This window comes from Bacillus sp. FSL K6-0042, assembly GCF_038006685.1.
GTDB lineage: Bacteria > Bacillota > Bacilli > Bacillales > Bacillaceae_G > Bacillus_A > Bacillus_A pseudomycoides.
The window spans coordinates 35,540-49,149 of sequence record NZ_JBBOVS010000006.1 but is presented as its reverse complement, the minus strand read 5'-3'; the positions used below and the strand labels follow the sequence as shown (position 1 = coordinate 49,149).

Genomic DNA, 13,610 nt, shown 5'->3' with positions numbered 1-13,610 from the left:
CTTATCCTATAGCAGTTGAAGAATTGAGAAAAGAAAAAAAGATGCCATTAGGCATCCAACTAAGGCAAGTGAAATATCTCAATAACATAGTGGAACAAGATCATCGGTTTATTAAAAAGCGAGTTCGTTCGGTGTTAGGATTGAAATCCTTTCGCACAGCTATATCCATTATTTCTGGAATAGAAGCTATGCATATGGTAAAAAAGGGCAACTTGTTTTACTGGACAAGTCTGTCCAAAATCAAGTGAAGTTCATCCATCAACTATTTGGAATTGCTGCTTAAGACTAGATTCCACTAGGAAACTTTTCGCCTCTTTATATCTTTCCTAAGTATTTGCACCAGAACCATTCAACTTATATCCATACTAGATCTTCTGGGGAAAGCTTTTTAACAATTAAGCCCCTTCTTCCCTTATTTATAATTTTCAAATTAAACCGTCCTCTATAGTATACTGAAGGTGTGGTGTTTTCTGATGGGGTATGCCGTAAAATCAAAAGGGATTTAACCTCTTCTATCTTCTTTTCAGAATAACTTTCACCATTAGGGAATTCTATTATTCCTAATCTAATCTTTATTTCGCTTGCATCAAACAGCCACTCTTTATGAAGTTCCCTTATCTTTTGTATAAAGTGTCCTTGGGTTTTTCCTATATAGAGAAATGTTTCTTTTCCAGCACATACTCTAAAGATTGCAAATATTCCTTTCTTAAAAGCTTCTTCTCTATTATAAAAATCATTAAAACTATACGATCCATACCATTTAATATGTACTGTTTCGATTAATTCCACCTCATTTTTCGGCAACTATATTACTTCAAAATATTTTATTTGTTCAAAATTCATAGTCCTATTTACTTGCATTAGAAGTTGCGCATTTTTATAATACATTTTAATATTAAGAAATTCAATAATGAATATGTACATATCTTCAAGCATGTAAAGATTTATAGCCTGCACTAAGTCGTCAGAACTGTACAGAACGAAATCATCTATATGGGGTCACCATACATGCCCATCAACCTAATATTTTGAAGTACCCCAAAACAAAAATTTTATCTCACCACAGTTATCTATAAGAATTCAGTTCATTTTTTTGTTTTAGGGAACAATTAATTTCCAATACATGTCTTAATGCGAAAATGTGATATTTCGTGACCTTACCCTCCATATATAAAATTATATATAAAAATATATCCATATAATTGTAAGCGTTTACTATAATGAAAGCATAAAGATTCATCACATCTTAATACAAAAAAAGAGGAGGAAATAATATGACAATCGCAATGGCAGTTTTATCATTCTTAGGTGGAATCATCCCATTAGTAGGAGAGCTTTTAAAAGCAGTAATGTAAGTTCATTAGTCAGCAATTGCAATTATATGTAAAAAAATATCATACAAATGATCTGTATATCAAGAATGAATTGATGTGCAGATCATTTGTGTGAGCAAAGTCCCTTTAGCATTATGAAGGGACTTTTTTAAATTTCTACATACTTGAGGTTCTGTCACATCAACATCAAGTTAAAGCACTTTTAAAACATTAAAAAGTGCTTTTTATTTATTATAAATACGAAAGTAAACTTTTAAATATTTGTTTACATTCGTTTTCCCGTAAATATTGACTTTATCCCCATTCCCCTGATATCATCAAAATTAGCAAGAAAAGTATACATTCAAAACACTATAAATAAAGAGGTACAGAAACCCATGGATAAAAAACCACATCTCATTGATGTCCAACCCATCCGAAGTAAAGAACAAATTGAAGATATGAAATGGGCTCTTAAACGTCACTGCTCAGAAAGAGACTACATCTTATTCATGATCGGGATCAATACAGGTCTACGAGTAAGTGATCTACTTCAATTAGAAACTCATATGATTTTAAAATTAAAACGAAAACGTAGAAAAGAATTAAAAATAAAAGAGGGAAAAACCAAAAAAGAACGGATTGTTAATCTTACTTCTATTTTTGCCGAAGTATATCAATACGCCCAAACAATAGAAAATACCTGGTTATTCCCTTCTCGTAAAGGAGAGCAACCCATTAGTAAAATCCAGGCCTATCGACAATTACAAAAAGCCGGAGATTTTGCTGGTGTAGAATCCATTGGTACCCACACCATGCGCAAAACCTTCGGCTATTGGTTCTATAAACAAACAAAAGATGTAGCCATGTTGCAAGAAATACTTAATCACAGTACACCACAGATTACACTTAAATACATTGGCATCAATAAAGAGGAAAAAGATAATGTACTTGATACATTTTATATCTAAATAAAGAAAAGAATCCCTTTAAATTATCTAAAAGGATTCTTTTCCTCTATATTTATGTAATTAATATTAAACACTAACTTGTCAAAACAGAAATTGCACTTTATCTATAGTATCAGCCACACTTTCCATCCAACCCATTATCATTACAAAGGAAAGCACTTACAATATAAATGATTTCCTCTTAGGGGTACCGTCAGGAAAATGCGGATTTACAACGTTAAGCTCATATCTCTGACAAGAAAGAAGCTCCTTTTTTTATTGTCAGACAAATGTTAAAGTTAAGATAAAAAGTGTAAAGGTTGGTAAAAAATGAGAATTTCACTAGGGTATCTTCTACTAATCATTAATTTCATTTTGTTAATGCCATTATTGAATCGTATTATTTTTGAAAGAATCAGCCCTTGGGACAGTATTTCTTTTTTCTGCCCACTTATTTCAGTGTTAGTTATAACTTTTCTTTTAGGAAAGAACAAAATCAGAAACATTCATTGGAGAATTAACCTCATAGGACATATCATCATCGGTTTAACCCCAATTTTTTATTTCTTGTATATCTTTATGTTGCTCGGCTGATCAAACTTTCCCAAACAATCCAGAAATGCAAAACTTCTTTAAGGGGTACCGTCAGGAAAATGCGGATCTACAACGTTAAGCTCATTTTTCTGACGGTACCCCCTAAACCAAAATTTTATGTTTTTTATAGCAACAAAGTTCATTTTTTTCGTTTTTGGGGTAACCTGTTCTGTTAGGTTGATGAGCATGGGATACCGCCAGCATTTCGGAAAAAAACCACGCTAAGCAAAAAAACTAGCCTCCACAAAAGAAGCTAGTTGACGTAAAATTCGAAAGCGGAAGTCAATGTATCTTGTTTATTTAACATTAGCACCCGTTTGTTTCACAAACAAAGACCATTTAATTTAAAAACTTATAAAAAATGGTTCCAATCACTACTACATAACTAGTTCTTTAATGGTGTTAAGTATCCCTTCTGAATAAGAACCTATGGTTAAACGTCCATGTCCATTTTTTGCTTCACTTGTAGCGTTCTCAAGTAAATAACCGAATTTTACAGCCTGTAACATTTTTAAGTCATTACCACTATCACCGAAGGCAATTGCATTTTGTCGGTCTATCTTAAATTTTGCTAATATATATCTCACAATCTCGTCTTTTCCAGTCCCTAAAGGGATAAAATCAATATCATATGCATTCTCTGGGTCTCCAGCCAAAGGATTACATTGATTGATGTTTATACTAATTTTAAAATCACTAGCAACTTGTCTAATATGGTTAAGGTTTAATTGATCGTCCTTTTCATTCTTGCAGAAATAGTAGTAATTGCTTTTGTATTTTGATGCACCCATCTGTGATTGGCTATCTAAAGCAATATTTTTAGAAGCTAACAAATCAACTATCTCTTTTATTTTATCAGGATGGTAATTGCCATTATCAAACCTGCTAAGCCATTCTTTATCAATTTCACCTTGTTTTAACCTGTTGAAATAATGAATTTCTGTTCCCAAATCACTTGCAATAAAATGAGGAAGATACTGAAATCCACCCCTCTTCATTTTTTCAAGAACAGCCTCAATGTTACTACCCGTTACCAAACCAAAAAGTAAACCAGAAACCCTACTTTTTTCTACGATAGTCTGTTCTAATGCTTGTATTTGACTTTTTCGTTCGGCGGTTAATTGGTGAGGAAAGTACGTTTCATCAAAATCACTAAATACAATGTACTTAGGATTTGGTATTTCTGGTAAAGTTCTAAAAAGATTGTAGTCCATAGAGTAACCTCCATAAATTCTTCTCTCATTCACCTCCATCTTACCATGAATATCCAATTATTTATATAACTAAACTGCCAGTTAATTGAACAAGAAACAATGTATACCATATACATGCTCGGTTAACATAACGTCCTATTATCAGTAGTCAATAATGAATAGGATTTTCGTTATAGGGGAATTTTGATTCTTTAGGTTGATGGTGATTGATGTGGTACTACCTCATGCCCATCAACTTAAGAAAACAAATCCACCCCAAAACGAAAAAAGTGAACTTAATTCTCATAAATAAATGCGGCTTGAAAAATGTTGTTATGAGCATATTCCGAAATCTTAGAGAGAATAAAAAAAGATATTGTTATATTCTTAAATCTGTAATATAATGAATTTATATAATTCTTAATATTCAGAAATTTAAAGAGGAGGAATTATTATGACAATCGCAATGGCAATTTTAAAATTTTTAGGTGGATTAATTCCAGCCGTACAAGAGTTTTTAAAAGCATTTATGTAAGTTCATTATTCCGCAATTATTTATAAAAATTATCATACAAATGATCTGTATATCAAAGATGAATTGATGTGCAGATCATTTGTGTGAGTGAATTTTAAAAAAAGAATCCCAAAAGGAATTATGAACTGTCCCCCGAGTCATGGACACTTAAAAAGAGTCCATGACTCGGGGTTTTTGTGTATTTTTACACTCATTCCTCGTTTTAAGAGGTATCGCCAAACCGCCATCAAGCCAATGACAACAAATATCTCATAACAAAAGATTTTTTAAAGTTAATGGATATGTAGCAAGAACCCATAAATAAAAAAGATAAGACCAGATTTGGTCTTATCTATGGCATAAGGAGACAGAGAAAGGGTGATAACCATCACTTTTTTATCATATTACATTAACTGTTAATTTTGAATAGTATAGATAAAAATAGTGATAATATCCATATTGGGAAATTTATTATTAATTTGTTTGTGCAGTATCAAAAGGTATGAAAATAATTTTAGGTATATACCGAAAACAAAACATACCTTTTGGTACACATTAGCTATAAGAATTTAATGATTATTTTTACAAATTATAAAAAGTCATGAACTTAGTTTTACCTTCTATTATATACAAGTAGTTACGGGGCAATATCATAGGCTAAAGATTGTTCCAAATATTCACCCGAAACTTTCTGATAAGTTAAAAAATCTAACAACAAAACGTTTAAAATATGATAAAATACAATTACATTTGAAAAAGAGTAGTGGGTTCAAGTTGTTATTTACATGAACTCCAAAGAAAAAAGCCAAATTCTGTATAGATTTGGCTTTTTTCTTTTTATGCATTTGTAGCTAAAAATAGCATGGTCTTTAAATCCTTGTTAGGGGCAAGAATTTAAAGAAGAGTTTAGCTTAATTATGATTTTACATAAATTACATATTATAGTAAATTGATATTATTTGTACTAAATATTGTAAAAATTCAGGAATTTAATCCTTATATTATTTATGCGCAAAGTCATAATTAGTGAGTTTTACAAATGAACCGTCCTAAAAAGTGAACGAGCGTTTACAAAGGTATACCTTTACAAACTGAGGGGCCATATCTATGAAACGTTGAAATATCAAGTTTACAAAGGTGATTCAAATTATTTTATAAACGTTTATTTTTAATGAATACCTTTATAAACAAAAATGGTATAATTGTGGTAACAAATGCAAGGAGAATACAAAACGTGGCAAATATTTATGGATATATACGTGTAAGTACAAAAGATCAAAATGAACAACGTCAGTTACATAAGATGATGGAACGAGGAGTGGAAGCTCGACGCATTTTTGTCGATAAAGCAAGTGGACGACATTTTGATCGTCCTCAATATCAATTATTACGAAAAATATTGAGTACAGGTGATATTGTTTACATAGATGCCTTAGATCGTATGGGCCGCAATTATGATGAGGTAATTTCAGAATGGAAGTATATAACAAGAGAATCACAAGCTGATATCGTAGTTTTAGAAAATGAAACACTGTTTGATAGTCGAAAGTTTCGTGAGATGGGTGATATGGGACGATTAATGGAAGATCAATTTTTATCTTTGCTATCCTATGTTGCGGATCAAGAGCGTAAAAAAATTCATCAGCGACAAGCGGAAGGGATTGCTGTAGCTAAATCTCAAGGAAAACATTTAGGCCGTCCTCAGGTGAACCTTTCGACCTTAAGCAAACAACAAATAAATATAATAGAAGAAACTCATTCAAAATGGAAAAGTGGAGAAATAACAGCTATTATGTTTATGGAAATGTTAGAGCTAAAGAAAAATACGTTTTATAAAATAATGAAGGAATATGAGGAAACAAAGTAGCATCTTTCCTATGAGAAATCCTACTTTTTCTCTGCTTGTAAGAATCTTGGAGTTTTTGCATCAGAACAGTATTATATATATCGAGAAAAAATAAAAGACAACTCTAATTAGGAGTTGTCTTTTTGTGTAATAAAATCTACAAAATCTGAAGATATACAAACGATTAGAATACGTTATGGTTGTTATTATAACAAAAATAAAGATCATTGTGAATAAAAAGAATATTGAAATGAATTTTTGAGCTTTTTGTTAACAAGGTTTCGAAAATAAACATTTTATAAAGGTTTCCTTTGAATATGATTATTTATTTTGAACATATAATCTTTGCTATTGTATTTCGAGGGTTTCCTTGTAAACCTTAGCTATATATTTTACAAAATCAATGACGGGATATTGTATTAGTGAACGGTGCTGCGCAAAACGAACCCCTTCTTTTTCCATTTTGAAAATAAGTTGTTCAATTTTCAACTCTTTTTGTTGTATCCTATTATAATTTTGGTATACAATGTTTTTCCATTGATAGGAGGAACCGTGAAAATAACTTTCTCCTTTTACCCTGTGACTAAATATTATTTCTATTTTTTCTCTACGTTGTTTTTCCTTCATATGAGATTCCGTTGACTGCATGTTTATCGCCTCTTCCCTTTGTGCTGTATACTGTTTTCCAAAATACGGTCTAACCTATCATAGCCAATGTACAGTGATCTTGTTGGGAATTGTCGTTTAAGGCTATCTCATCAACTGTATATATTTTTCAATCGCTTAATCTAACATTTTGGATCTTACATCTAAATAAGTTGTTAGTGTGTATAAAATACCATTAACCTTTTAAGTTTTTGCTACCAATAAGAAAATTAGAAAGTAGCAAAAACGCATGAAAGATTAATTGTTTATCAATCTTTATTATAAAATGATTCTTTATGGGTATGCACCTTTTTATAATCACCAAGATTTACAATATGACGAGTATCTTCATCCATGAATGTTATCCTCTATTTGCTGAGGATAGTTTTTTTATTTAGGCTAAGCAATATATCGTATGCCTCAGAACCCTTTTTGTAAAAAAGAACAATATATGTAACGGTTTCACTTTTGATATGAAAAAAATCATATAGAAATAAAGCGTTCTTAAAGAGGTTTGTTAAAAATTTATTATGTTTGACTTAAAAAAAGGAAAGTAATATTTATTTGCAGAAAATTTTTAAGGATAAAAATAAAATGAATATCTATGATAAGAAAAGGGGGTACTTATATATGCTAACAAATGATTTAGATTTCCGATTAGAACCACGTTTAAAAGAACTGTATGAACAACATAAAATAAGAGCGCAGAAGATAGACTGGGGTTATCATGAGTTTTTACCATGGGATAAGGGAATGGACTTTAAAAGAGTTCCTTGGGATGAAAGTCAAGTTACTCTTCCTTCTGGTGTAATTACGGCCATTGAAACAGCTTTATTAACAGAAGTGAATTTACCATGGTTTACAACGTATTTATCTGCGACTTTTAAAGGGTCCCTTTCTGTTATTACAGACTTTATTCATACTTGGACTTCAGAAGAGGATCAACATTCGAATTTATTGGAGACATATTTACTACTCACTCGAAGTGTGAATCCCAAACGATTACATGAATTAAGAAAGTCAGTCGTTGAGGGTGGATTTGAGCCCGATTTTCACACACCAATCGAAGCAATGACGTATACGACGCTACAAGAACTTGCAACGATGGTGTTTTACAATAATGTTGCTAAGGTTGCAAGTAAGCATGATCCAGATCTTGCTACATTATTACGCCGTCTTGCAAAAGATGAAACTCTTCATTATGCGTTTTATCGAGACGTGATTCGAACACATTTAGAATTGGAACCTAATTATTGCTATCATATTGCCAATGTGATTAAGAATTTTAAAATGCCAGGTGCCGTCATGCCTGATTTTGAAAATAGAATGGCTGTAATTGCAAAAGAAACTAACTATGGACCACTACAATATTTTGATCAAGTACTTGATGTAGTGGTTGATTATTGGGGATTAAAAGATTTAAGACCAATTGCACCTTTAGCTGAAAAAGCAAGAATTGAGATTTTGGAGTACCACACAAGATTGAAAAAAATACGGGATCGATTTGGTCGTTTTCAAGGGAAAACGGACCTACGTTAATGAGTAGAGGTTTCAGAATATACGCGGGGAAATTCCCCCTTCCCTTTATTGGAAATCCGACACGCTCCCTATTATTTTGGTACCATTTTTACTTAATTTAATTTTTTCGAAAAAGTAGTTGACTCTAAAAATAAATTTATGGTATTATAAAATATTTGATAAAAAATCATATATATGTTAAGGTTAAGAAGGTTACCATATATGGAGGTGGATTATATGTTTCAAATTGGCGATAACATTGTTTATCCAATGCACGGAGCAGGTATAATTGAAGCCATAGAAGAAAAAGAATTCTCAGGGAAAAAACAACAGTATTATGTCATAAAAATGTCAATCAGTAATATGCAAGTCATGATTCCTATGGGTAAAATATTGAGTTCGAGTATACGCCCAGTTACTGATATACTTGCATTAAAACACATTATACACATTTTTCAGCATGGAGAATCAGATAAATTACTGCCGTGGAAACAAAGGTATAAAGTGAACACGGACAAAATAAAAACGGGTGAAATACAAGAAGGTGCTGAAGTTGTACGTGATTTAATGCGTATGAAGAAAGAAAAGGCACTGAATACAAGCGAAAAAAAAATGTTGGATAACGCACATGAATTTTTGATTAGTGAACTAGGATTAATTAAAGGGATCACTGAAAATCAAATAAAAAGTTTCTGTTAAGATTCATTATAGATAATGTATTACATCCCCCGAAAATATCCTGAATTTTTCGGGAATATGATGATTATTAAAAGTAAATCATTTCAAAGACATTCAACTTCTTCAACTCACTTTTAGAGTAGGAACCTCTTTTGTTATTACTTCAATCTTATCCATTTTTATTTTTAAATTTCTTTTACGAACGTTCAAAGTTTCATCAAATAACTCGATTAAATAGTCACTTGATTTTTGCAATCCTGATTCACACTGGCACGGACAAGGATCCGTAAGGATGAAAGAGAGGTAGGGCTTTCATTGTTTTAGGTAATATATTATCTAAGTCATTATTTCTAGAAGAAAAAACAATCAATCTTACCGCTATCTCTTTAAGAGTTCCTTACATCTACTGAGACAGTGAATAGTAATTGTTTATCTTCTTTACGTAAAATTGATAAACGAACTGGTAACACCATATGGTCAACTACAAAAAATGGTTTCCAGACCAGGAAACCATTTTTAATCTTATTTACATAATAATAGTAAATGAAGCAGTAAGAAGGAGTGCACACATGAAAAAAATGTTAACAAAAGAATTAAGTAATGAATTAAAGAAGCGGGAAGGGGTCATTTCTATTACAGTTGAGTCTTATGAAAAAATCGAAGTTGGTGGCATTCGTGTAGATGGACCAGCTGTTATTCTAATTAATCAAGAATAGCTAAAAATAGTTGAATACACGTAGAAAAGGATCAGCCTTTAAAAGAAGGGAGGATCCTTTTTGTTTGCTGCGGCTAATAATAGGATAAACATAAATTTCATCTGATGTGATGGGATTAAAAGGAAGGAGAGGGTCGGTATTATCATGGTGGAATGCTTAATATTGGTAGTATTTCTTTTTATGTTATATACATTAGTTGATAAAAAAACAAACTAATTATTTGAAACGATATATTGTTTCCTTTTTAAGGGCGAGATTTATTTTATGGTGAAATGGATAATTTAAAGGAGGAATTTAGATGGATGCAAGGAAAGAACGCATAAAATACGAGAAGATGTCAAAGAACTATGACCGTATTTATTTCGTTTCGTTTCTCCTATTAATTGTACTTGTTTTTAGTAGTGTGATTATCATAGGAGCTACAGGGGTAAAATATGGAGTGTTTTTGTTGTTAGCAATTTTACTTAACGCACGTATTACGAAAGAATCTCAAAAAAAGTATAAGCAGTATTCTAATAAAGGGCGTATATAAAATGATAAATATCTTGAAAGGAACAACCTAAATGTACATTCAAAATATCCCTATATCATTACCTATTAACTCGTAAAAAATAACCTTATATAATGTTTTTTGCAAGCAGAAAGTACAGAGAATTGCAGCGAAAAATGCAGAGGCTTGCAATTCTCTTTTTACATATTAATTTCTGAAGTCGCAAAAGAAAGGGCATTTCTTAAACGATAACTTTCTCCTGTAAATGCAATGATATGAGCATGGTGAACCAAACGATCCACCAATGCAGAAGTTAAGCGGTTATCTCCAAATACACGATTCCACTGACCAAATTCCAAATTAGACGTGACAATTACACTTTTTTGTTCATAACAGTCAGGGGTACGGAAACGATTCAAAGAATAACCCGCCACATCTGAAAAAATTTCCAATTTCAACGGGTGATTTTTATTATACTTTGTCTTGTAGTTTCCTATTGAAGTGCCCTCAAAACGAAAATTTTATCTTTTTATAGGTGTCCATGAGAATTGAGCTCATTTTTTTGGTTTTGGGGGAATTTTGATTCTGTAGGTTGATGGTGATGAGGTGTTTACTTTTCTTAAGTTGATGGACATGTATGGTGACCCCTTAAAGTTTGCTTACACAAATGTTCTGTATATCAAAGATGAATTGATGTGCAAATCATTGGTGTGAGCATATATTTTTAATCAAAAAAAGAAAAACACTCCTCGGAGTGCTTTTCTTTTTAATAAATATCATCTATACTATTTTTACTAGGAGTTGAGTTTAGAGTATACTCTTCTAGGTTTAATAACACTTTTTATTTAATGAACCGCAAAATTGGCTGATTTTGTGGTTTATTTTTATGCACGATGAAATTTAACATGGTTACCATTACGATCGAACCAACCTCTAAATGCCCAGTTAATCCATCCACCATCACCTTGATTTGTAAATTCCCCATCTTCAAATACCCAAATTCCAAAAGTGATTCCATCATATACTGTTGTTCCGAAGAATTTAACACCGTTAAAGCGATCATCATAGTTTTGGTTTAAATTAAAAACCATAACATTATAGCGTTGACCAGCAGCATAAAATGTTGATTCCATTACGCCTTTTACAAATCCTGAACGATTAGTTTGAGCATTGATGGCATCCTTAATCATATTAGCGATACCTAATACATCTATACTTACATTTAAATTTGCACTAGCTTTCGCTTCTTTTGGCAACTTAGACTCTACAAAATTACTAGGTAATTCAGTAGATAGATTAGTAGGAACATTTGTTGTAGAAGGAGAGATCTCAGCCGCACTTGCATCTGTTGGTGCAAAGACTCCTAATCCTCCTAAACCGATAGCTACAGCTAAAGCAATGTTCGCCAACTTTTTTGTTTTTTTCATAAAAAAACCTCCTTTATATTTTTATAAGGTATTAACCCTTACACTTCAAAGTATATATTTCTTATACAGGAGAGGCAAACGATTTAATTGAAAAGGCATTAAATTGTTAATAGTTAAAAAATAATAAACATACAGAAATAATGAAATTTATGTATATTTGAAACTAAATTCAAGGCGAATATACATTTATAGGAATAAAAAAACAATAACTGAATATTTTGTTAATAGATGAAAAATTTTTGCTTATTTTATTATCTTGGGTTCTGGTGCAAATATATGAGAAGAATATGGATGAAAGTAGATTTGTTGGTTTATAAAACTGTTTGATCAAAATTTGATCTGTTAACGTTGATTTACCCCATGCCTATCAATTTAAGAAATTAATTGTTCCCCAAAACAAAAAATTGTACATTTTCACCTGGAAATGCTAATTTTTTCGTTTTTGGGTATCTCATTCTCCTTAAGTTGATGGCGATGGGGTAGCACCAACATTTCGCGAATTTCGTACGCTAAAGGATAATCGACTTTTTTAGTTGAACGAAATTTGCAATTTTAAAAGGGCTTAATACACAAAATTATAATTAAATGCCTTAAAATGCACCTGAGGGTATCGTGTTTTTTGAATATATATAAGAAATATGGTTTTATTTAATAACATACTCTGTTTCTTCTAACTCACCTATGCCTTTTTCTTCAGTTCTTCAAAATGAACATTTATAATAGTACCATCCATTTTTTATTCACTCAGTTTTTAAACGATTTCTTTTTTCACGTTGCAAGGTACTTACACTAATTCCTGTCATTCTTTCCACTTTCCTATAAGATTCAGTTTTTAACAAACCAAGAGCATGTTCTATTTGCTCTTTATTATATTTCTTCGGTCGTCCCTCTTTAAAATTAGGATTCAACTTAGCAATCGCTTTTCCTTCTTGTGTACGTTCTACAATCATATCTCTTTCAAATTCAGCGAATGCACTCATGATATTAAACATCAATCTACCAGTTGGCGTATCTTCCACTACTCCCATATTAATGACATGAACCTTAACCCCTTTCTCAAATAACATTTTAATCGTTTGGATTGCATTTTCAGCCGAACGTGCAAAACGATCTAATTTTGTTACAACAAGTGTGTCGCCATTTTCTAGTACAGAAAGTAGTTCTTGAAATTTTGGCCGATCAAATTTTGTACCTGTAAATTTTTCAGAATAAATTTTCTCGCAACCTTCTTTTTCTAACATTTGAATTTGAGATTCCAAATCCTGGTTTAATGTGCTCACCCTACCATATCCATATTTAACCAAAATATCACCTTTTCCACGTTCACTTTTGACCATAAGTTTTGATGTAGGTCAATGTATTGATTTTATCACATCCCGAAGCTGTATTCAAAACTTTTAAGTTATGAACAAGGTTATTGTTAGAATTATATTTTTTTCATAATCTTGCGAGTGGAAAGTAAACAGACATCTGTAAATCAGGAAGTAGACATTTATAGACGTGGTTTTTATAGTTTTCTATATATCTGTAATGGTATACCTTTGTAAACGCTCGCTCGCTTTTTAGGACGGTTCATTTGTAAAACTCACTAATTATGACTTTGCGCATAAATAATATAAGGATTAAATTCCTGTATTTTTACAATATTTAGTACAAATAATATCAATTTACTATAATATGCAATTTATGTAAAATCATAATTAAGCTAAACTCTTCTTTAAATTCT

The 13,610-nt window shown here is 31.4% G+C and carries 11 protein-coding genes and 2 pseudogenes; 7 read left to right on the top strand and 6 right to left on the bottom strand.

Going from position 1 to position 13,610, the window contains the following annotated elements:
- A pseudogene (locus MHH45_RS27775) lies at positions 1-283 on the top strand (DDE-type integrase/transposase/recombinase); the annotation flags it as partial.
- Between the two features lie 71 nt (positions 284-354).
- Here MHH45_RS27775 and MHH45_RS27770 read toward each other — a convergent pair.
- Positions 355-789, bottom strand: a complete 435-nt coding sequence (locus MHH45_RS27770; RefSeq protein WP_016131629.1) for a hypothetical protein — start codon at positions 787-789, stop codon at positions 355-357.
- Positions 790-1,711: 922 nt separating this feature from the next.
- Here MHH45_RS27770 and MHH45_RS27765 point away from each other — a divergent pair.
- Positions 1,712-2,284 carry a tyrosine-type recombinase/integrase gene (locus MHH45_RS27765; RefSeq protein ID WP_088094727.1) on the top strand — a complete coding sequence of 191 codons (573 nt, stop codon included), beginning with the start codon at positions 1,712-1,714 and terminating at the stop codon, positions 2,282-2,284.
- Positions 2,285-3,234: 950 nt separating this feature from the next.
- Here MHH45_RS27765 and MHH45_RS27760 read toward each other — a convergent pair.
- A complete protein-coding gene (locus tag MHH45_RS27760; RefSeq protein WP_077295673.1) occupies positions 3,235-4,071 on the bottom strand; it encodes an HAD-IIB family hydrolase in 837 nt (278 codons plus the stop codon).
- Positions 4,072-5,798: 1,727 nt separating this feature from the next.
- Here MHH45_RS27760 and MHH45_RS27755 point away from each other — a divergent pair.
- Entirely contained in the window at positions 5,799-6,431 is a 633-nt protein-coding gene (locus MHH45_RS27755; RefSeq protein ID WP_077295675.1) for a recombinase family protein, read from the top strand.
- 327 nt (positions 6,432-6,758) lie between these two features.
- Here MHH45_RS27755 and MHH45_RS27750 read toward each other — a convergent pair whose 3' ends face one another.
- Positions 6,759-7,058, bottom strand: coding sequence for a hypothetical protein (locus tag MHH45_RS27750; RefSeq protein ID WP_016131689.1), 300 nt, complete (start codon positions 7,056-7,058; stop codon positions 6,759-6,761).
- Positions 7,059-7,685: 627 nt separating this feature from the next.
- Between MHH45_RS27750 and MHH45_RS27745 the strand changes: the two genes are divergently transcribed.
- The 4 genes from MHH45_RS27745 to MHH45_RS27730 all read left to right on the top strand — a co-directional run bounded on the left by MHH45_RS27745 (position 7,686) and on the right by MHH45_RS27730 (position 10,499).
- Positions 7,686-8,594, top strand: coding sequence for an acyl-ACP desaturase (locus MHH45_RS27745; protein ID WP_077295677.1), 909 nt, complete (start codon positions 7,686-7,688; stop codon positions 8,592-8,594).
- Positions 8,595-8,810: 216 nt separating this feature from the next.
- Positions 8,811-9,272 (top strand): CarD family transcriptional regulator, encoded by a 462-nt coding sequence (locus tag MHH45_RS27740; RefSeq protein WP_016079014.1) that lies wholly within the window; start codon positions 8,811-8,813, stop codon positions 9,270-9,272.
- 548 nt (positions 9,273-9,820) lie between these two features.
- Positions 9,821-9,967 (top strand): BC1881 family protein, encoded by a 147-nt coding sequence (locus MHH45_RS27735; protein ID WP_000738551.1) that lies wholly within the window; start codon positions 9,821-9,823, stop codon positions 9,965-9,967.
- Between the two features lie 298 nt (positions 9,968-10,265).
- Positions 10,266-10,499 carry a hypothetical protein gene (locus MHH45_RS27730; protein WP_077295679.1) on the top strand — a complete coding sequence of 78 codons (234 nt, stop codon included), beginning with the start codon at positions 10,266-10,268 and terminating at the stop codon, positions 10,497-10,499.
- 158 nt (positions 10,500-10,657) lie between these two features.
- Here the strand turns inward: MHH45_RS27730 and MHH45_RS27725 are convergent.
- From MHH45_RS27725 to MHH45_RS27715, 3 genes and pseudogenes are all read right to left on the bottom strand, one after another.
- Positions 10,658-10,855 (bottom strand): annotated as a pseudogene (locus tag MHH45_RS27725) (ATP-binding protein); the annotation flags it as partial.
- A 486-nt stretch (positions 10,856-11,341) separates the two neighbouring features.
- Positions 11,342-11,884, bottom strand: coding sequence for a stress protein (locus MHH45_RS27720; protein ID WP_077295681.1), 543 nt, complete (start codon positions 11,882-11,884; stop codon positions 11,342-11,344).
- A 740-nt stretch (positions 11,885-12,624) separates the two neighbouring features.
- A complete protein-coding gene (locus MHH45_RS27715) occupies positions 12,625-13,221 on the bottom strand; it encodes a recombinase family protein (RefSeq protein WP_170927978.1) in 597 nt (198 codons plus the stop codon).
- Between the last annotated feature and the right edge of the window lie 389 nt (positions 13,222-13,610).